15 protein-coding genes and 1 pseudogene are annotated in these 20,412 nt (G+C 68.8%); 14 read left to right on the top strand and 2 right to left on the bottom strand.

The window, feature by feature from the left end; translation table 11 throughout:
• Positions 1-18: 18 nt before the first annotated feature.
• Positions 19-1,197: a DUF1624 domain-containing protein gene (locus KHF85_RS03560; protein WP_284568560.1), complete on the bottom strand. Its 1,179-nt coding sequence runs from the start codon at positions 1,195-1,197 to the stop codon at positions 19-21.
• A gap of 58 nt (positions 1,198-1,255) precedes the next feature.
• Here KHF85_RS03560 and KHF85_RS03565 point away from each other — a divergent pair, with 58 nt between their 5' ends.
• Entirely contained in the window at positions 1,256-3,445 is a 2,190-nt protein-coding gene (locus KHF85_RS03565) for a TonB-dependent siderophore receptor (RefSeq protein ID WP_284568561.1), read from the top strand.
• 17 nt (positions 3,446-3,462) lie between these two features.
• On the opposite strand, the gene KHF85_RS03570 is transcribed toward KHF85_RS03565, so the two are convergent.
• Positions 3,463-3,918, bottom strand: coding sequence for a nucleoside deaminase (locus tag KHF85_RS03570; protein ID WP_284568562.1), 456 nt, complete (start codon positions 3,916-3,918; stop codon positions 3,463-3,465).
• Positions 3,919-4,043: 125 nt separating this feature from the next.
• Here KHF85_RS03570 and ubiE point away from each other — a divergent pair, with 125 nt between their 5' ends.
• From ubiE to KHF85_RS03635, 13 genes and pseudogenes are all read left to right on the top strand, one after another.
• The gene (gene ubiE / locus KHF85_RS03575; RefSeq protein ID WP_284568563.1) at positions 4,044-4,805 is read left to right on the top strand and encodes a bifunctional demethylmenaquinone methyltransferase/2-methoxy-6-polyprenyl-1,4-benzoquinol methylase UbiE; all 762 of its coding nucleotides are present in this window, start codon (positions 4,044-4,046) and stop codon (positions 4,803-4,805) included.
• Positions 4,806-5,098: 293 nt separating this feature from the next.
• Positions 5,099-5,695 (top strand): hypothetical protein, encoded by a 597-nt coding sequence (locus KHF85_RS03580; RefSeq protein WP_284568564.1) that lies wholly within the window; start codon positions 5,099-5,101, stop codon positions 5,693-5,695.
• On the top strand, positions 5,692-6,414 hold the full coding sequence (locus tag KHF85_RS03585) for an isopentenyl transferase family protein (protein ID WP_284568565.1): 723 nt from the start codon (positions 5,692-5,694) through the stop codon (positions 6,412-6,414). Before KHF85_RS03580 ends, KHF85_RS03585 begins: the two co-directional genes overlap by 4 nt.
• Positions 6,415-6,492: 78 nt before the next feature.
• Entirely contained in the window at positions 6,493-8,430 is a 1,938-nt protein-coding gene (locus KHF85_RS03590) for a M1 family metallopeptidase (RefSeq protein WP_284568566.1), read from the top strand.
• Between the two features lie 205 nt (positions 8,431-8,635).
• The gene (locus KHF85_RS03595) at positions 8,636-9,625 is read left to right on the top strand and encodes an alpha/beta fold hydrolase (protein WP_284568567.1); all 990 of its coding nucleotides are present in this window, start codon (positions 8,636-8,638) and stop codon (positions 9,623-9,625) included.
• Complete coding sequence (locus KHF85_RS03600) at positions 9,622-10,341, top strand: outer membrane protein assembly factor BamD (RefSeq protein ID WP_185822175.1); 720 nt, start codon at positions 9,622-9,624, stop codon at positions 10,339-10,341. Before KHF85_RS03595 ends, KHF85_RS03600 begins: the two co-directional genes overlap by 4 nt.
• Positions 10,332-10,958: an HAD family hydrolase gene (locus KHF85_RS03605; protein ID WP_284568568.1), complete on the top strand. Its 627-nt coding sequence runs from the start codon at positions 10,332-10,334 to the stop codon at positions 10,956-10,958. The genes KHF85_RS03600 and KHF85_RS03605 overlap by 10 nt, the downstream gene beginning before the upstream one ends.
• A gap of 1,221 nt (positions 10,959-12,179) precedes the next feature.
• Positions 12,180-14,192: a methanol/ethanol family PQQ-dependent dehydrogenase gene (locus KHF85_RS03610; RefSeq protein WP_284568569.1), complete on the top strand. Its 2,013-nt coding sequence runs from the start codon at positions 12,180-12,182 to the stop codon at positions 14,190-14,192.
• On the top strand, positions 14,189-15,943 hold the full coding sequence (locus tag KHF85_RS03615; RefSeq protein ID WP_409976648.1) for a quinoprotein dehydrogenase-associated putative ABC transporter substrate-binding protein: 1,755 nt from the start codon (positions 14,189-14,191) through the stop codon (positions 15,941-15,943). Before KHF85_RS03610 ends, KHF85_RS03615 begins: the two co-directional genes overlap by 4 nt.
• 77 nt (positions 15,944-16,020) lie before the next feature.
• Positions 16,021-16,596, top strand: a complete 576-nt coding sequence (locus tag KHF85_RS03620; RefSeq protein ID WP_284569464.1) for a c-type cytochrome — start codon at positions 16,021-16,023, stop codon at positions 16,594-16,596.
• Positions 16,593-17,624: a beta-propeller fold lactonase family protein gene (locus KHF85_RS03625; protein ID WP_284568570.1), complete on the top strand. Its 1,032-nt coding sequence runs from the start codon at positions 16,593-16,595 to the stop codon at positions 17,622-17,624. Before KHF85_RS03620 ends, KHF85_RS03625 begins: the two co-directional genes overlap by 4 nt.
• Before the next feature lie 46 nt (positions 17,625-17,670).
• Positions 17,671-18,780 carry an S-(hydroxymethyl)glutathione dehydrogenase/class III alcohol dehydrogenase gene (locus KHF85_RS03630; protein WP_053834807.1) on the top strand — a complete coding sequence of 370 codons (1,110 nt, stop codon included), beginning with the start codon at positions 17,671-17,673 and terminating at the stop codon, positions 18,778-18,780.
• 15 nt (positions 18,781-18,795) lie between these two features.
• Positions 18,796-20,262: pseudogene (locus KHF85_RS03635) on the top strand (TonB-dependent receptor); the annotation flags it as partial.
• Positions 20,263-20,412: the final 150 nt, after the last annotated feature.

Below are 20,412 nucleotides of genomic sequence, written 5' to 3' on the forward strand. Positions count from 1 at the left end.
AACCCAACTCAGGCGTCGCTACAGGTAGCGCAGCCAGGCCAGGTCGCGGCGGCCTGCCTTCAGCCGCGCGAACGCCGCCACCGGCCAGTACAGGGCCACGCCCAACACCGCGGCGATCGCCCACAGCGCGGCCACGCTGTCCACGCCGAACAAGGCGCCGTGGTTCGCGCCCCAGGACGCCAGCGCCGCCAGGTACAGCAGCTTCAGCACGTACAGATGCAGCAGGTAGAAGCACATCGGCGCCGCGCCGATCACCGCCAGCGGCGCCAGCGCCCGCGCCAGCCGCGGCTGTTCGTACAGGCGCAGCAACAGCAGGCCCACGCCCAGGGTCAGCAGCAGGAACAGCAGCGACGGCGGGTACTTGGTCAGGTTGAAGAAATGCATCGCGGTGTGCGCCACTTCGGCCTGGTCGCGCCAGGGCGCATCACCATAGCCGTTGTGCCAGCGCAGCAGATGGAACAGCGCCAGCGCGCCGAGGCCGCAGGCCAGCAAGCGCTGCTGGCGTTGCGCCGGCGCGGTGCCGGCGCCGTACCAGGGGCCGGCCGCGTAGCCCAGCACGATCACCCCGATCCACGGCAGCAACGGATACGAGGTGCGCACGCGCAGCTCGCCCAGCTGCAGCCAGCTGCGATCGTGCAGCACGGCCCAGGCCGTGGCCAACGGACCGTCGCCGTGCACATGCACGCCATCGAGCAGGTTGTGCCCGGCCACCAGCGCCACCCCGAGCAGCGCCAGCAGCGGCCGCGGCAGCCACAGCAGCGCCGCCAGCGCCAGCATGCTCAGCCCGATCGCCCAGATCACCTGCAGGTACAGCAGCTGCGGCGGGAAGGCGAAGGTCCAGGCGAAGTTGACCAGGGTCAGTTCCAGCACGATCAGGAACAGCCCGCGCTTGAGCAGGAACGCCGCCGCCGCTGTGCGACCATGCGGCTGCCGCGCCGCGTACAGCCACGCCGACAGGCCGGTCAGGAACACGAAGATCGGCGCGCACAGGTGCGCCAGGGCGCGCGCCACGAACAGCGCCGGTGCGGTGGTTTCCACGTCCATCGGATCGCCGATCGGATGATGCGCATAGAACGTCTCGCGCACATGGTCGAGCAGCATCAGCGCCATCACCGTGCCGCGCAGCAGATCGATCGAGGCCAGGCGCGAGGACGCGGGAGCAGCAGTTGCGCAGGCGGCGACAGAAGCGGGAGACATAGGCTGCGTTCGTTCCAATATTGAAATAACATAACACTCTTTTTAAGGTGCCCTGTCCATGCCGTTACCCTTGCCGCAGCCCTTGTCCCTGTCCTGCATGGCCTTGCTGGCCGGCCTGTGCGCGGGTCCGGCGGACGCCGATACGGTCTTGCGCGGCACCGATCCCGCCGCCGATCCGGAGCCGGCCGAACTGGATGCGGTGCGGGTGGTCGGTCGCCGCGATTCGGGGACCTACCAGGCCGACGCCATCGAGGGCAGCAAGACCGGCCTGAATCTGCGCCAGTTGCCGCAATCGGTGCGGGTGCTGCCGCGGCAGGCGATCGACGACTTGGGCGCGACCCGGCTCGACGCCACCCTGGACTACGTCGGCGGCATCTCCCGGCAGAACGGCTTCGGCGGGCTGTGGGACAACTTCGCGGTGCGCGGCCTGCCCGGCAACGAGAACACCGGCAGCGCGACCCTGCTCAACGGCCTGGCCGCCAACCGCGGTTACAATGCCCCGCGCGATACCGCCAACATCGAGGCGATCGAATTCCTGAAGGGCCCGGCGGCGGCGCTGTACGGCAGCAGCGAGCCGGGCGGCACGCTCAACATCGTCACCAAGCGTCCGCAGTGGCGGCCGGCCGCGGCGCTGGAAGTGTCCGCCGGCAGCCACGATGCCTACCGCGTCGCCGCCGACAGCACCGGCCCGCTGCTCGACGAGTCGCTCGCCTACCGGCTCAACGTCGCGCTCGAGGACAAGCACAGCTTCCGCGACTTCGTGCACAGCCGGCGCCGTTTCGTGGCGCCGGCGCTGACCTGGCGCCTGGGCGAGGCGACCACGTTGCGCTACGACGGCGAATGGCTGCGCCAGCAGGTGCCGCTGGACCGCGGCATCGTCGCGGTGCGCGGCGACCTGGGCGCGATCCCGCGTTCGCGCTTCCTTGGCGAGCCGGGCGACGGCGACGTGCAGGTCGATAACCGCAATCACCAGCTACTGCTGCAGCACGACATCGCCGCCGACTGGAGCGCGTTGCTCGCCGCCTCGCGCCGCGACGGCAGCCTGAGCGGCTATTCCACCGAGCCCAGCGTGCTGCGCGGGGACGGCCGCACCCTGTGGCGGCAGCGGCGCTGGCGCGATTTCGTCTCGCACGACACCGCGCTGCAGGCCGAACTGCGCGGCCAGGTGGACACCGGCGCCTGGCGCCACGGGGTGCTGCTCGGCGCCGAGGCTTACGACTTCGTGTTGACCCAGCGCATGCGGCGGATCCGCCCCAGCGCCGCCGCGCCATACGCGCTGGACGTGTTCGCACCGGTCTACGGACAGCCGCTGCCGATGCCGCTGCCGTTCGTCGATACCCGCGAGCGCCAGCGCAACGCGGCGCTGTACCTGCAGGACGCGATCGCGTTGACGCCGCAGTGGACGCTGCTGCTGGGCCTGCGCCACGACCGCTACCGGCAGGCGCTGGACGACCGTCGCAGCGGCGGCCATTACGCGCAGGCGCCGGCCAAGACCACGCCGCGCATCGGCCTGAGCTATGCGCCGGGCGAGCAGTGGTCGTGGTACTTCAACGCCGGGCGCACGTTCCGCCCCAACACCGGTTCCGACGTGTGGAACGGCACCGGCACCGCGCATGCGCCGGCGCCGGAAAGCGGCCGCGCGCTGGAACTGGGCGGCAAATGGCAGGCGCGCGATGGCCGCCTCGGCGGCACCGTGGCGCTGTACGAGATCGTCAAGGACAACGTGCTCACCGGCGATCCGAGCAACCCCGGCAACCAGATCGCTGCCGGCCGCGTGCGCAGCCGCGGCGCCGAGGCCGATCTGTCCGGGCAACTGAGCGCGCACTGGCGGCTCAACGCCAGCGCCTCGTGGAACCGGGTGCAGGTGCTGCGCGACAACACGCTGCAGCTCGGCGGCAGCCTGATCAACGTGCCCAAGTTCAACGCCAGCCTGCTCGCGGTGCGCGAGACGGCACTGCCCGGCGGCGGCCTGCTCGGCTTCGGCGGCGGCATGACCTACAGCGGCCAGCGGCTGGCCGAAGCCTACACCCAGGCGCAGGCCGACGCCGGCATCGCGCCGGCGCAGCTGCCCGGCTACAGCGTGGCCAGGTTGCTGGCGTACTGGCGCATCGACGAACGGCTGCGCGTGTCGCTGGACCTGGACAACGTGTTCGACCGCCGTTACTACACCAGCTCGGTCGCGGCCACGCCCTGGGTGGCGGTGGGCGCAGCGCGCACGGTCACCGCCGGCGTGCAGTACCGGTTCTGAACCGGCCGCGCGGCGGTTCAGTCCTCGCCGATGTCCTCGTTCCACACGTCGGGGTTGGCCGCGATGTAGCCGTCAAGCAGGTCGATGCATTCCTGGCTGTGCAGGTCGATCACGCTGACCCCATTCTCGCGCAACCAGTCGATGCCGCCCTGGAAGGTCACCGATTCGCCGACCACCACGGTGCCGATGTTGAACTGCCGCACCAGGCCGCTGCAGTACCAGCACGGCGCCAGCGTGGTGACCATGATCGTGTCCTGGTAGCGGCGCTGGCGGCCGGCCTTGCGGAACGCATCGGTCTCGCCGTGCACCGACGGGTCGCCTTCCTGCACCCGGCGGTTGTGGCCGCAGCCGAGCAGGTGGCCGTCGCTGTGGTACAGCGCCGCGCCGATCGGGATGCCGCCTTCGGCCAGGCCCTGGCGGGCCTCGGCGATGGCGGTATCGAGCAGGGCGCGGTAATCGGGTGTGGTCAGCATCGTCGGGCCAATGGCGGGCGTGGCCCTGGAGTCTGGCCCAGGCGGCGGGCGGCTGTCACCCCGGCGCGGCGGCGGTGCCGCCGCTTCACCGCCACGAAGCGGCCGGCAGTGCGATAATCCCCCGCATGAGCGAATCCCCCTACACCTCAGGCACCACCCATTTCGGCTTCCGCGACGTCGCCGCCAAGGACAAGCAGAAGCTGGTCGGCGAGGTGTTCACCTCGGTCGCCGGCAACTACGACCTGATGAACGACCTGATGAGCCTGGGCATCCACCGGGCCTGGAAGCGTTATTTCGTGGCCACCGCGCAGGTCAAGCCGGGCGACCGCGTGCTCGACCTGGCCGGCGGCACCGGCGACATCGCCGCGCTGCTCAAGGAGCGGGTCGGCGGCGACGGCGCGGTGGTGCTGGGCGACATCAACGCCGGCATGCTGTCGGTGGGCCGCGACCGGCTGACCAACCGCGGCCTGGTCGCGGGCCTGGACTACGTGCAGTGCAACGCCGAGGCGCTGCCGTTCCCGGACCAGAGCTTCGACCTGGTCACCATCGCCTTCGGCCTGCGCAACGTCACCGACAAGGACGCGGCACTGCGCGAGATGTACCGGGTGCTGAAGGTCGGCGGACAGGCGCGGGTGCTGGAGTTTTCCGCGGTCACCGCCGACTGGTTCAAGCCGATCTACGACTTCCATTCGTTCAAGATCCTGCCGCGGCTGGGCAAGCTGTTCGCCAAGGATGCCGACAGCTACCAGTACCTGGCCGAGAGCATCCGCAAGCACCCGCCGCAGGACGCGCTGAAGGGCATGATGGCCGAGGCCGGCTTCGCCCGCAGCCACTACAAGAACCTGACCGGCGGCATCGTCGCGATCCACTCGGGCTACAAGGTCTAGATGCCGCGTCGGCGCGTCGGCGCCAGTTGTAGTCCCTGGCGATCCGCTGTCTGCGCGAGGCGCGGTCGCGCGGTGCGGCCGCCGCCACCGCCGCGGGCCGGAGACGTGATGGCGATCATCTGCGGTGCGCACTGGCGTTGCTCAAATCCGCAGTTCCGGCGGTGCTTGCGCAGCTCAGCGCGATCGGCATGACCGGATTCAGAACTGCAGAAATTCGTCACATCGCTTTGGCCTTCTCGTTACATCGCGCGGCGTAGGCTGGCTGCTCATTCTGATCGCGGTGATAGTGACCTATGACATCGACATTGCTCCCACTCACCTGCATCGACGATGCCTTCGAATGGCTGGTGCTGGTGGAGATCCTGTGTTTCGAAGAGTTCGAGTGCATGCCTGCGCTGTCGCAGTTGGTGCCGCATGTGTTCGGGGCTCACCATTCTTGCCAGCGCGAATTCCGCTTGCCCGGGGACGTGCGGTTTTTCCTCATCCATGGCCGCGATGCGGGAAATCGCCAGCGGTTTCGCGCTACTGACATCGTCTGCATCCATTCGTCGATACCGTTGGTACGGGGCGCGATGTCGCGCGAGGCGGCGAACCGCTTCGACGCTGTGGCGCGGCATGGGGGACGCATCTGCCTTCTGTATACCTGCGATGACTCCATGCTTGGCCGCACCTTCGCGCAAACAGTCGGCGCTTCTGCGCATCTGGAGTGGGAGACTCCCGGCATGGACGCCGCACGGTCGTTGAGCAGCGGCCTGATCCTGTCCGAAAATTGGAAGGAAGGGATTGGCCTGCATGCCGCCAGGACGATCGCCAATTTCATGCAGACGCGTGCGCGGCCTACGTCCCCATCCGTCACGCTAAAACGCCAGGAAGAGGCAGGGGCACAATGAACGTTTCCGTGCATTTGATCTGGGGTCCGACGTGTAGCGGCAAGACCGCCGCCGCCGTGGCATTGGCCGAACGCAGCGGACTGCCGGTGGTTGCCCTGGACCGGATCCAGTGCTGCCCCGCGTTGGCGACCGGCAGTGGGCGGCCGCTGCCGTCGGAGCTGCGCGGTACGCGCCGGATCTATCTCGCCTCGCGCCGGCTGTCCGACGGCATGATGATCGCATCCGAGGCCAACGCCTTGCTCAAGCATGCCGTCGCCCGGCATGGCGGTAGCGGCGCGGTCATCCTCGAGGGAGGATCGATTTCCCTGCTCAGGAAGATGATGGCCGATCCGCATTGGGCAAACGGATTCCGCTGGAGTTCGCGCAGGTTCCGACTTGGGGATCCTGCGGCGTTCCTGGACAGGGCCAGGCGTCGTGTCGAGCAGATGCTGCGCGCGGACCAGGCACGTCCCTCGTTGTTGCAGGAACTGGCCGTGTCGTGGGCCGATCCTGCGCTTCGCCCGGTTCTGGAGGACGTGGACGGATACCGGTATGCGATCCGCTTCGCGCAGCAGTGGGGCGTGCCTGTGTCCCGGCTGCCGGACATGGATGCGCAGCTCAGGCAGCGGCTGGTGCAGGGAATCGCCGAGGAATATCTTGGCCACGCGCAATGGCAGGAACGCGATCTGGGCAAGCTTCCGGCGACCTGGCAACCGCTCGTGCAGGAGTTGCCGGCATAGCGTCCGTCACTGGCGGGGCGCATGCGGCGCCCGGCACGGCTGCGATAGAATCCACGCTTTCTACACGCGGTGGCGTTCATGCGATCTCCGTTCCTGCTGTCCCTGGCCGTGGCCTTCGCCGCGGCCGCCTGTTCCAATGCGCCTGCACCGCCAGCCGCGTCCTCTATGCCCGCAAAGCCAGACGCCGCCGTGAAACCCGCCGACCGCAGCCACGACGAAAGCTCCTACGCCGAACCGGCCAAGGTCGTGATCAAGGATCTGGCGCTGGACCTGAAGCTGGACTTCGACCGCAAGCAGATCGGCGGCACCGCCACCTACACGCTGGACTGGAAGGACAAGAGCGCCAGGCAGCTGCTGCTGGACACGCGCGAGCTGACCATCGAAAACGTGCAGGGCGACGACGGCAAGGGCAACCTGGCGCCGCTGCAGTACGCGTTGGCGCCGGTCGACAAGATCTACGGCAGCAAGCTGACCATCGAAGCGCCGAACCAGCCGCAGAAGGTCACCATCGCCTATCACACCGCCGCGACCGCCTCGGGCCTGCAGTGGCTGGCGCCGTCGATGACCGAGGGCAAGAAACTGCCCTTCATGTTCAGCCAGTCGCAGGCGATCCATGCGCGCAGCTGGGTGCCGCTGCAGGACACGCCGAGCGTGCGCTTCACCTACAGCGCGCACGTCGTGTCGCGTCCGGACGTGATGGTGCTGATGAGCGCCGACAACGACCCGAAGGCGGCGCGCGACGGCGACTACACGTTCAAGATGCCGCAGCCGATCCCGTCCTACCTGCTGGCCATCGCCGCCGGCGACCTGGTGTTCAAGCCGATCTCCGAGCGTTCGGGCGTGTGGGCCGAGCCGACCATGGCCGACAAGGCGGCCAAGGAGTTCGAGGACACCGAGAAGATGATCGTCGCCGCCGAGACGCTGTACGGTCCGTACCGCTGGGGCCGCTACGACATGCTGGTGCTGCCGCCGTCGTTCCCGTTCGGCGGCATGGAGAACCCGCGCCTGACCTTCGCCACCCCCACCGTGATCGTCGGCGACAAGTCGCTGGTGTCGCTGATCGCGCACGAGCTGGCGCATAGCTGGTCCGGCAACCTGGTGACCAACGCCAGCTGGAAGGACATCTGGCTCAACGAAGGCTTCACCACCTACGTGCAGGCGCGCATCACCGAAGCGCTGTACGGCGCCGAAGCGGCGGAGATGGAGCGCGAGATCGACCAGACCGACCTGCTCGCCGAGGTCAAGGACATGCGCCCGGCCGACCAGGCGCTGGCGCTGCCGGCGTTGACCGAGCGCGATCCGGACGACGCGCTGAGCCAGGTCGCCTACGTCAAGGGCGCCTGGTTCCTGCAGTTCCTGGAGCAGCGCTTCGGCCGCGCCACCTTCGATGCATTCCTGCGCGGCTGGTTCGACGACCACGCGTTCCAGAGCGCCAACACCGACCAGTTCGTCGCCTATCTGAACAAGAACCTGCTGACCAAGAAGCCCGATGCGGTCAGCGAGGCCGAACTGCACGCGTGGCTGGACGAGCCGGGCATCCCGGCGTTCGCGCAGAAGGCGCGTTCGCGCAACTTCGCGCTGGTCGATACCGCGCGCATCGCTTGGGCCGGCAGCGGCACCTTGCCGGCCAAGCAGGTCACCGATGCGTGGAGCACGCAGGAGTGGACGCGTTTCCTCAGCGGCCTGGGCGCCACGCTGAAGTCCGAGCAGCTCAAGCAGCTCGACGCCGCCTACCACTTCACCGGCACTGCGAACGGTGAGATCGCCATGCGCTGGTATCCGCTGGCGATCCGCAGCGGCTATGTCGAAGCGCGCCCGGCCGCCGGCGAGTTCATCGCCCGCGTCGGCCGCCGCAAGCTGATCCTGCCGATCTACGCCGAGCTGGTGAAGACCGCGGACGGCCTGGCCTTCGCCAAGCAGGTCTTCGCCCAGGCCAAGCCCGGCTACCACCCGATCACCACGGTGTCGGTGGAAGACATGCTGGCCAAGGCCGACAAGGGCGCCGCCGCGCACTGAGGCGGCGCTGCGTGCGAACGCACGGCACGGATCGCGGCGCCGGGAGCAGTCCCAGCGCCGTTTTCGTTTGCGCGACGGCGATGGCCGCCGCGCACTGCCTGCGGCACGCCGACCCGAGCGCACTGCGCCAGCGTGCAGGACTTGGCGCAAACCGAGCCGCATGCGAAGGTAGGTGCATGGCCCGTTTCCGGTTCCCGGCTCTTCCATGTTGCTGATGACGTTGTTGCTGCTGCTGGCGTTCACCGCGCTGGCCGTGGGGTTGACGCTGCTGGTGGGCGCGGTGCTGGTGTTGCGCCGCAAGCCGTTCCTGCTGGTGCGCCTGGAAAGCCTGCGCCTGCGCCGGGGCAGCGGCCTACGGCGCTGCCAGACGCAGGTTGCCGGGCATCGCTGGACCTACCTGCACTGCGCCGCGGCCGATCCCGCCGCCCCTGCGCTGCTGCTGGTGCACGGCTTCACCGGCAGCAAGGAAAACTGGTTGCCGTTGGCGCGCGCGCTCGGCGATCGCTATCACCTATTCATCCCCGATCTGCCCGGCTGGGCCGAGAGCCAGCGCATCGACGGGCAGGACTACGGCTTCGTCGCGCAGGCCGAGCGTGTGGCCGCGTTCGCCGCGCAGTGCGTGCGCGGTACGGGCAGCGAATGCGTGCTGATCGGGCATTCGATGGGCGGCGGCATCGCCGCGCTCGCCGCCGCGCGCCATCCGCCATTGTTCGATCGCGTCGGCCTGCTCAACGCCGCCGGCGTGCGCTTCGCCGACAACGCCTTCGGCCAGGCGGTGCTGGACGGCGATAATCCGTTCGCCGTATACGACGCCGACTCGCTGCGCCGCTACATCGATACGGTGTTTGTGCTGGAACCGAGCAAGCCGCGCATCCCGTCCTGGGCGGTGTCCTCGATCGTCGCCTGGCGGCGCAGCGAGGCCGGCTTCGAACAGCAGGTGCTGGCGCGGATCGGACGCAGCGAGGAGGCCTTCCTGCCGTTCGAGGAAGCCGCGCGCATTCGCCAGCCGGCGCTGCTGCTGAACTGCGTGCAGGATGCGGTGATCGATGCCAGCGCGCTGGCGCTGTACGCCGAGCGCGTGCCGCAGGCGCTGCAGGTGTTGCTCGACGGCAGCGGCCATATGTCCATCGTCGAGAAGCCGGACGAGGTCGCGCAGGCGATCGCTACTTTGATCCAACGAGGAGTTCCCCGATGAAACGCATTCTGCTCGGCGCGCTGTGCGCCGTCGCCCTGGCCGGTTGCGGCGACCACGAGGCCGAGCGCAAGGCGCAGGCCGCCGCCGAAGCGCAGGCCAAGGCGCAGGCCGCCGACGACCTGGCCAAGCAATACGACGCCGCGGTGAAATCCGGCAACTGGGACCTGGCGCGCATCCACGGCGCGGCGCTGCTGGAGCAATATCCCGGTTCGGACGCGGCCGAGCGCATCGAGCCTGGCTATGCCGAGGTCAAGGCCAAGGGCGAGGCGGCGCGCGAGCTGAGGCGCATGCAGGCCGCCTGGGAATATTCGCAGGTGCCGGCCGGCAAGGGCACGCAGCGCTCGGCGATGCTGTACAGCCGCGACAAGGTCGATGTGGACGGCAGCGGCCCGAAGCCGGTGCAACTGGTGTTCCGCGATCACCCCGAATGGAAGCGCAGCGCCTACCTGGTGCTGCAGGCCGGCGATTTCCGCTGCGCCGGCGGCTGCAAGGTGCAGTTGAAGGCCGACGACGCCGCGCCGCGCGCGGCCGCGGCGTGGCGCCCGAATACCGACGAGGCGATCGCGATGTTCATCAGCGACGACAAGGCGCTTTGGAAACTGGCGCGCAAGACCACGGTGCTGCAGATCGAGTTCCCGGTGAAGGCCGGCGGCACCCGCACCGCGGTGTTCGAGACCGGCGGCCTGGACGGGTCGCAGATGCCGGGATGGGATTGAGCGTAGAGGCACCTGGCGCGCGCCTGCGCCAGGTGCGGCACTGGGTGTTCGACATGGACGGCACGCTGACCCGTGCGGTGCACGATTTCGCGCTGATCCGCCGCGCGCTGCAGATTCCGCCGCAGGCCGACATCCTGCAGCACCTGGCCGCGCTGCCGGCCGAGGAGGGCGTGGCCAAGCACGCCTGGTTGCTCGAGCACGAACGCGAGTTGGCCTTGGGCGCGGTCGCCGCGCCCGGTGCGCCGTCGCTGTTGCGCACGCTGCACGCGGCCGGTTGCCGGCTGGCGGTGTTGACCCGCAATGCGCAGGAATTGGCGCGGCTGACGTTGCGCGAGATCGGGGTCGATGACCTGTTCGAGGAGGTCGCCATCCTCGGCCGCGACGAGGCGCCGCCCAAGCCGCATCCCGGCGGGCTGCAGCAGCTGGCTGCGCACTGGGGCGTGGCGCCGCAGGCGCTGGCAATGATCGGCGATCACGAATACGACCTGCAGTGCGGGCGTCATGCTGGCGCGACGACGGTACTGCTGCATGCGGACAATCTCTGGCCGGCGCTGGCCGATTTGCATTTCGCCGATTGCGCGGCGCTGCTGGAATGGTGGCGGGACGCGGCCGGGTAGGGCGTTCTTTTCTGTGGGAGGGACTTCAGTCCCGACGCTTTAGCGGTGAAGCTCCGTCGGAACTGAAGTCCCTCCCACGAAAGTGAAAAGCGCGCCAGTTGCGGTTGTTGCCACTGTCATGCAGATCCGGTGTCCTGTGCGCATGCGTGACTTGGCGAATTGCCAATCTCTGCATCCTTCTGATTCCCCTGCCATCGCCACTGCAACAGCGGATGCATTTGCTTTTGTAGGAGCGGCTTCAGCCGCGACTGGTTCTGTCAGGAAGGTGTCGCGGCTGAAGCCGCTCCTACAGTGATTTACCGCTGGCATCGCAAAAGCAGCGCTTTCGCCTTGCGGCGGGTCACTTTTCTTTGCGTGTGCAAAGAAGCGCTCCTCAGCAGCCGCAGGCTGATCAACGTAACCAAAAGAATCGCTTTACCACAGTCGAAGGCTGGTCAAGCACACCCTGCCTACGCGCCCTCCGCGCTGCGCGCTCCGGGTCCGCGAATAGGCCAGGATTCGCGGAAGGGGCTTGTCCGCTACGCGGCCAAGTCCTGGGCAGTCGCCTCGCGGCGCCGGCCCGCCCGCCGGGGCGAAGCAGTGCTTCGCCTTTTTCCGGCGAGCCCTGCCCCTGCTGCGAACGGCGCACATCCCTGTGGGCCGCCCCTTCGGGGTTTTTCCCGATCTATTCGCCGCTGCGTAAGGGAACCCGGAAAGTCCAAAGCAACAGCAACAGCAGAAACAAGAGCAGAACAAGAGCGGAGCAGAGCAAGAGCTGGAGAGTTTGCCGTCGCGGATGCTGCGGTTTGCTGCTCGCCTCGGCGATCTGCAGCGCCGAATCTCCAACCACTGCTGTGCGATGCAATAGCGTCGGGACTTAAGTTCCTCCAAGGAGTCTCAGGCGCCCCCAACGCGCACCGGCAGCACAGCGACGGATCGATCCGGCGCCTGTCCTGGTGTCTGCCAGGTCTGCCGGTCGCTGCCGCACATGGCACTTCGACCCCGCTGCGCCAAGCGCGATACAGGCGCGTGGCGCAAAGTGTGCCGTTTCCGATACAGGGCGGCAGCGCTGCGGAGGCGCATCTGTGCCCGTGCCGCGGCCGATGCTTGCGGCTCAACGATGGCGCAGTGCAGCAGCGCGCTGGCACGTCGATTGCTCTCTTGCTCCCGATGTTTCCACATCCCGCCGCGCGGGCCGTTCGACGGCGAGTGCCGCGGCTCTTCAACGAGGGGAGTAGAACGATGCACAGTCATCCATGTCGTACCCGTGCCTGGACGCTGCTCGCGCTGGCAACCGCGCTGGTGCTGGCAGGTTGCAAGAAGCAGGAAGACGCCGCTGCGCCGGCCGCGCCTGCCGCCGCGCAGCAGCCGGCCGCTGCCGCGCCGGCCGCGGTGGCCGATACCGACAGCGAATTCGCCACCACCGCCAGCAATCCGGACAACTGGGGTGGCATCGGTCGCGACCTGGGCCTGAATCGGCACAGCCCGCTGGCCGAGATCAACCGCGATAACGTCAAGAACCTGAAGATGTCGTGGGAAATGAAGACCGACGCCACCCGCGGCCACGAAGGCCAGCCGCTGGTGATCGGCAGCGTCATGTACATGGTCAGCGCGTATCCGAACAACGTGTTCGCGATCGATCTGGCCGCGCAGGACGACGGCGGCAAGGTGCTGTGGAAATACACCCCGCAGCAGGACGAGCGCTCGGTGGCGGTGGCGTGCTGCGATACGGTCAACCGCGGCGCCTCCTACGCCGACGGCAAGCTGGTGTTCGCCAGCCTCAGCGGCGACGTGATCGCGCTGGATGCCAAGACCGGCAAGGAAGTGTGGAAGCAGAAGCTCGCCTATCCGGAAAAGGGCGAAACCATCACCATGGCGCCGATCATCGCCGACGGCAAGGTCGTGGCCGGCATCAGCGGCAACGAGTTCGGCGTGCGCGGCCGCGTCGCCGCGTATGCGCTGGGCGACGGCAAGCAGGCCTGGTCGTGCGAGGCCACCGGCACCGACAAGGACATCTGCCTGGGGGCGGATTTCAACAAGGCCAATCCGCAGCACGGCCAGCTCGGCGACCTGGGTGTCAAGACCTTCCCCGAGGAAGGCTGGAAGCGCGGCGGCGGCGCGGCGTGGGGCTGGTACAGCTACGACCCGAAATTGAAACTGCTCTACTACGGCACCGGCAACCCCGGCCTGTGGAGCCCGTCGTACCGCTGCGGCAAGACCACGCAGAAGGAATGCGATAGCGGCGAATACGACAACAAGTGGTCGATGACCCTGTTCGCGCGCAAGATCGAGACCGGCGAGGCGGTGTGGGGCTACCAGAAGACGCCGTTCGACCAGTGGGACTACGACGGCATCAACGAGCCGATCCTGGTCGACCTGACCATCGACGGCAAGCAGGTGCCCTCCGTGGTGCAGTTCGACCGCAACGGCTTCGCCTACGTGCTCGACCGCCGCGACGGCACCCTGCTGCGCGCGCACAAGTTCGTGCCGGCCAACTGGGCCGAGAGCATCGACATGAAGACCGGCCGCCCGATCAAGGTCGCCGCGCATTCGCCGCTGGAGCGCGGCAAGAAGGTCGAGGCGTTCCCGTCGGCGATGGGCGGCAAGGACCAGCAGCCGTGCTCGGTGGATCCGGCCAATTCGGCGGTGTTCTTCTGCGGCACCAACAACTGGCACATGGAACTGGAACCGCAGGAACGCGGCAACACCATGATGGGCCTGCCGTACGTGTTCGCCAACGTGATGATGAAGCCGAACGAGCCCGGCGCGCTGGGCATCGTCAAGGCGTTCGACGTGGTCGAAGGCAAGTCCAAGTGGGAGATCAAGGAGAAGTTCCCGGTGTGGAGCGGCACCCTGGTCACCGACGGCGGGCTGGTGTTCTACGGCACGCTCGACGGCTGGTTCCGCGCGGTGGACAAGGACACCGGCAAGAAGCTGTGGGAGATGAAGCTGCCGTCGGGCATCATCGGCAACCCGATCGCCTACAAGGCCAACGGCCACCAGTATGTGGCGGTGTTCTCCGGCATCGGCGGCTGGATCGGCCTGCCGGTCGCCGGTGGCCTGGATCCGGGCGATCCGTATGGCGCGCTGGGTGCGGCGGGTCTAGCCTTCAGCAACGGCTTCGACAAGATCCCGTTGGGCGGCATGGTGCATACCTTCCGCATCGACGGCGCCGGTAAGACCGTCACCGCCAGCGCAACCGCCACCGCTGCGGCGGGTGGCGCACCTGCCGCCGCGGCCAAGACCGCACGATGAGCAGGCGGCGACGCGTCCATGTTGCGAGCGACCGCCCGGGGGAGGCGATCGCCCCGCAGCGCTTGTATCGGGGCGCGCGCGCCGTGGTGTTGCTTTGCAGCCTCGGACTCGTCGCCGCAGGTTGCACGCGCGAGCCGTCGTCCGCGACGGCTCGCGTTCCTGAGGCTGCTTCCACCGCGGCCGCCAAACCCAAGGCGGATACGTCCGCCCCCGCGCTCGCCGCCGATGCGGCGGTGCTGCGGGTCTGCGCCGATCCGGGCAACATGCCGTTGTCCAATCGCGCCGGCGAAGGGTTCCAGAACAAGATCGCGCAGGTCCTCGCCGAGGCGATGGGCCGGCGGCTGGAATACGAATGGCGCACCTACTATCAACGTGGGTTGGCGCGCAGCACGATCAACGCCGGGCGTTGCGACGTGCTGATGGACATGAACAGCGATTTCGAGATGGGCTTGCCCACGCAGCCGCTGTACCGCTCCACCTATGTGCTGGTGATCCGCAAGGGCCTGGCGTTGCAGCCGGCGTCGCTGGACGATCCGGCGCTGAAGACACTCAAGATCGGCGTGTTCCAGAGTTCGCCGGCGCGGCAGGCCCTGTTCGACCACGGCGTATCCGGCGACGTGCAATATCTGTTCTACGACTCGGCGACCTCGCCGCAGGACCACCCGGGCAAGCTGGCCGAACGCGTCGCCGGCGGCCAGCTCGACGCCGCCGAATCCTGGGGGCCGGTCGCCGGCTACTACGCCGCGCGCGGCGGCCTCGGTGTGGTGCCGCTGAACGTCATCGACGACGAGGTGCTGGAATATTCGATGGCGTGGGCGGTGTCGCGCAAGAACGCCGACCTGCGCGATGCGCTGAACGCGGCGATGCAGCGCAGCGCCGGCAGGATCGGCGCGATCCTGCGCGAATACCACGTGCCGCTGGTGGCCTGCGCCGACTGCATCGTTAACGGCGATCTGCGCTCGCACGGCAGTTACGACACGCCGGCCGGCGACACCACCACGCCGAGCGCGCAGGCGTCCTCGGAGATGCTGGCGCAACTGCAATTGCGGATCGCTGGCGGTGCCGACCCCAACCAGGAGTTGGCGCATGCGCTGGATGCCGGCGACGGCGTGCGCGTGGCCTGGCTGCTGCGTCACGGCGCCAGCGCCGACCGGCCCAACCTGCTCGGCGAGCCGCCGCTGCACCAGGCGATCCGCAACCAGGCGCCGGTCCTGGTCGGCGAATTGCTGGCCGCCGGCGCTAACGTGGAAAGCCGCGACAGCAGCGGCTGGACGCCATTGATGAAGGCGGCCTGGGGCAACGACGCGCAGAGTCTGAAGCAGTTGCTGGCGCGCCGCGCCAAGGTCGATGCGGTGTCCACGGATGGCTGGACCGCGCTGGACTTGGCGATCTCCTATGCCGATGTCGACCTGGTGCAGGCCCTGCTCGGCGCCGGCGCCGACGTGCGCCGCAGCAATCCGGCCGGCTTCACCCCGGTGATGTTCGCGGTGGCGCGCAACGATCCGAAGATGCTGGATGCATTGCTGGCGCGCGGCGCCGAGGCCGACCGGCCCAACCGCGCCGGCGTCACCCCGCTGATGCTGGCCGCCGCGGCCGGCCGCGAGGCCGCCAGCCGCCGCCTGCTCGCCGCCGGCGCCAATGCCGGGACCCGCGATGCCGACGGCAAGACCCCGGCGGCGTTGGCGCAACAGCGCGGCGATGCGTCGCTGGCGCAACTGCTGACGGAGGCCGAACACCGACGCACGCAATGATCGCCACCTCCGCCCTGCTCGCGCCGCAGCCGCGGCGTGCACGTCTTCACAGTCCGTCCCGCAAAGGTTCTCTTCCCATGCGCAACGCCGTCGTCCGTCACTCCGTCGTGCCGAAGCTGCTGCACCTGTCCGTGTTCGTGTTGACCCTGGCCCTGGCCGCCTGCGGCAAGGATGCGCCGCCGTCCGCGCCCGCCGCCGCGCCGCCTGCGGCCCCGGCCGCCGCCGCGCCCGCGCCTGCACCCAGCGCCGCTCCGGCGGCTGCCCCGGTTGCCGCCGCGCCGACCCCGCCGCCGGCCGCGGTCACCCCGATTCCGAAAGGCCCGCCGGTGAAGGTGACTCCGGAACTCGCCGCCGAAGGCAAGAAGATCTTCCTGTCCGCCGGCTGCAGCGCCTGCCACGGCGGCACCGGCGGCGGCGGCATGTGCCCGCCGCTGACCAACGACATCTGGGTCTACGGCCACGACGACGACACGCTGCGCACGCTGATCAGCGAAGGCACCGCCGGCATGACCGCGCACGGCAAGGTCCGCGTCGGCCACGAGAAGGTGGTCGGGCAGATGCCGCCGTTCGCGCCGGTGCTCAAGGACGGCGATACCGAAAAGCTGCTGGCCTTCATCCATTCGATCAACAAGACCGCAGGCGCGGCGCCATGACCCCAGGCGCGCGACGCACGCTGCGCAGCGCGGCGTTGCCGCTGCTGCTGGCCGTCGCGGCCTGCCAGCGCGCGCCGGCGCCCGCCGACACTGCGGCGCCAAGTGCGGCCGTCAAACCGTCCGCCACGCCGGCGGCCGCGTTGGCCTACGTGCCCAACCAGCGTGCCGGCACCATCTCGGTGATCGATACCGGCACCGATACGGTGCTGCGCACGCTGTCCGCGCAGGGCCAGCTCGGCAAGCGCCTGCAGCAGATCCTGCCCGGCCCGTCGGGGCATCTGTACGTGATCGATGCGCAGGGCCACCGGCTGCTGGAACTGGATACGCTGCAGGATCGGGTGCTGCGCAGCGTGGACATCGGCGAGAACGCCGAAGGCATCGCCGCGTCGCCGGACGGCCGCCAGTTCGCAGTGTGCGTGGAAGGGCAGAACCAGGTGATGCTGATCGACCCGGCCAGCTTCGCGATCGGCGCGCGCATCGCCACCCAGGGCCAGGCGCCCGAGCATTGCGTCTACAGCCCCGATGGCGCGCTGCTGCTGACCAGCAACGAAGGCTCCGACGATCTGGACGTGATCGACCTGAAGGCGGGCAAGTCCACCGGCGTCATCGCCACCAGCGGCCATCCGCGCGGCATGGGCTTCGCCGCGGACGGCAATACCGTGTACGTGGCGCAGGAAACGGCCAATGCGGTCGATGTGATCGACCTGGTCGCGCGTCGGCGCGTGGCCAGCATCCCGGCCGGGCAGCGCACCGCCGGCATCGCCATTTCGCGCGACGGCCGCCGCGTCTACGCCTCCAACGGCGGCGCCGGCACGGTCAGCGTGATCGACACCGCGGCGCGCAGCACGCTGGCCGAGATCCCGGTCGGGCAGCGCCCATGGAATCCGGCGCTCAGCGCCAACGGCCGCAAGCTGTACGTGGCCAACGGCCGCTCCAACAGCGTGAGCGTCATCGACACGGCCAGCATGAAGGAGATCAAGCAGATCGCAGTGGGCGACATGCCCTGGGGTGTGGTCATCGCGCAGTGAGGCGAGGAGCGCATGCGGCACAGCGACAGGATGCGGGGAGAGGGGAATGAAGACGCGAGCCGCGGTCGCCTGGGCGGCGAATGAACCGCTGGCCATCGAGGACGTGGACCTGCAACCGCCCAAGGCCGGCGAAGTGCTGGTGCGCCTGGTCGCCAGCGGCGTGTGCCACAGCGACGCCAGCACCCTGTTTGGCGCCGATCCGGACGCCGCGTTCCCGGTGATCCTGGGCCAGGAAGGCGCCGGCGTGGTCGAGGAGGTCGGCATCGGCGTCAGCAGCGTGCGCCCCGGCGATCACGTGATCCCGCTGTACATGCCCGAATGCGGCGTGTGCAAGTTCTGCCGCTCCGGGCGCACCAACCTGTGCCAGGCGATCCGCGCCAGCCAGGACCGCGGGCTGATGCCCGACGGCAGCAGCCGCTTCTCGCTGCGCGGGCGGCCGATCCTGCACTACATGGGCACCAGCACCTTCGCCGAGTACACCGTGCTGCCGGAGATCGCGGTGGCCAAGATCCATCCCTCCGCGCCGCTGGACAAGGTGTGCCTGCTCGGCTGCACGGTCACCACCGGGATTGGCGCAGTGCTCAACACCGCGCGGGTGCGGCCCGGCGACAGCGTGGCGGTGTTCGGGCTCGGCGGCATCGGCCTGTCGGTGGTGCAGGGCGCGGTGATGGCGCGCGCCGGGCGCATCATCGTGGTCGACATCAACCGCGACAAGTTCGAACTGGCGCGCGCGCTGGGCGCCACCGACTGTCTGGACCCGAAGGACTTCGGCGCGCCGGTGCAGCAGGTGATCGTCGATCTCACCGACGGCGGCGCCGACCACAGCTTCGAGTGCGTCGGCGACGTGCGCGCGATGCGCGCGGCGCTGGAGTGCTGCCACAAGGGCTGGGGCGAAAGCATCATCCTCGGCGTGGCGCCGAGCGCGCAGGAAATCAGCACGCGGCCGCTGCAGCTGGTCACCGGCCGCGCCTGGCGCGGCAGCGCGTTCGGCGGGGTCAAGGGCCGCAGCGAACTGCCGGCCTACGCCGAGCGCTACCTGGCCGGCGAGATCCGCATCGACGAACTGATCAGCGAGACGCTGCCGCTGCAGGACATCAACCGCGCGTTCGATGCGATCCGCGCGGGCAGGGGCATCAAATCGGTCGTACTTTACTGACATCAAGGAGCACGCATGGTTAGCAGCAAAGGACGCGGTATCCGGCAGGCGCACGCGCACGCACTGGCCGCCGCCATCGTCATGGCCTTGGCCGCGGCGCCTGCAGGCGCGCAGACCACGGTCAATGCCGACGACGCGCAGATCACCGCGCTGGACCGGGTCGAGGTCACCGCCACGCCGATTCCCGGCACCCTGATCGATGCCGACCACCTGCCGTACACGATCCAGATCGCCAACGCCGACGACATCGCGCGCAGCCAGGCCGGCAACCTCACCGACTTCCTGCTGCGGCAGATGAACGGCGTGGACACCAACGAAGTCCAGGGCAGCCCGTTCCAGACCGATCTCACCTTCCGCGGCTTCCGCGCCTCGGCGCTGCCGGGCGCCTCGCAGGGCGTGTCGGTGTACCTGGACGGGGTGCGCATGAACGAGCCGTTCGCCGACATCGTCAGCTGGGACATGATGCCGGAGGCGGCGATCCGCAGCGTCGCGCTGATGCCCGGCTCCAACCCCTTGTTCGGCCCCAACACGCTCGGCGGCGCGCTGGCGTTCACCACCCAATCCGGCCTGACTGCGCCGGGCCTGCGCTCGGATCTGTCGTTCGGCAGCGGCGCGCGCAAGCGCCTGGACGCCTCCTATGGCTATGCCGGTCGCGATGGCCTGCATGCCTTCGTCGCGGTCACCGGCTTCGACGAGCACGGCTGGCGCGACGCCTCCGAAGGCCGCCTCGGCACCGTGTTCGGCAAAGTGGGCAAGCAAGGCGACAGCACCGACTGGGATGTGTCGCTGCTGCACGGGCACAGCCGCCTGATCGGCAATGGCCTGCTGCCCGGTAGCCGCTACAGCGACGACGGCATCGAGCCCGGCCTGTACGAAGCCGACCGCAACGCGGTCTACACCTCGCCGGACCTGACCCGCAACCGCAACACGCTGCTGACCGCGCAACTGGACCACCGCTTCGACGCGGCTACCGCGCTGCACCTGCTGGCCTATTACCGCGAAGGCCGCCGCGACACGGTCAACGGCGACATCAATGAGGACTACGAGGAATTCGTCGAGGATTGCGCCGACGGCTACGCCGCCGACGGCACGCCGCTGGACGATGATTGCACCGTGTCGCGCGCCGCTGCCGACGCCTTGCACAGCGGCGTGCTCAACACCACGCAGATGCGCCAGAGCGCCGAGGGCGTGGCGTTGAATGTCAGCCGCCAGGCCGGCGCGCATGCGCTCAGCCTCGGCGCCACCTACGACCGCAACCGGGTGCGCTACCGGCAATACGAACAGGAGGCGTTCGTGCAGGACGACCGTTCGGTGGTCGCCGATCCAGACGAAGACCGGGAGTTCTTTTCCGGCGTCAGCGGCCGCAGCAGCACGCTGGGCGTGTTCGCCGCCGACACCTGGGAAGTGAGCGAGGCCACCCACGTGACCGCCGCGCTGCGCTGGAACCGGGTCGAGGTCGGCAACGTGCTGTTCGCGTCTGAAGCCGCTTGTGTCTGGAGATTGCTCTACAGTTTGAGTGGAGAGCGATGTGCGGCACGCCGACAGGCCGTAGTGTTCAAGCACGTGTAGGAGCCAGGGCGGCCGCACATCGACCTCGTTGCCTAGCCCGAACAGTTGAACGAGCGTTCGCTC

Source organism: Xanthomonas graminis pv. graminis (assembly GCF_030168915.1).
GTDB lineage: Bacteria > Pseudomonadota > Gammaproteobacteria > Xanthomonadales > Xanthomonadaceae > Xanthomonas_A > Xanthomonas_A translucens.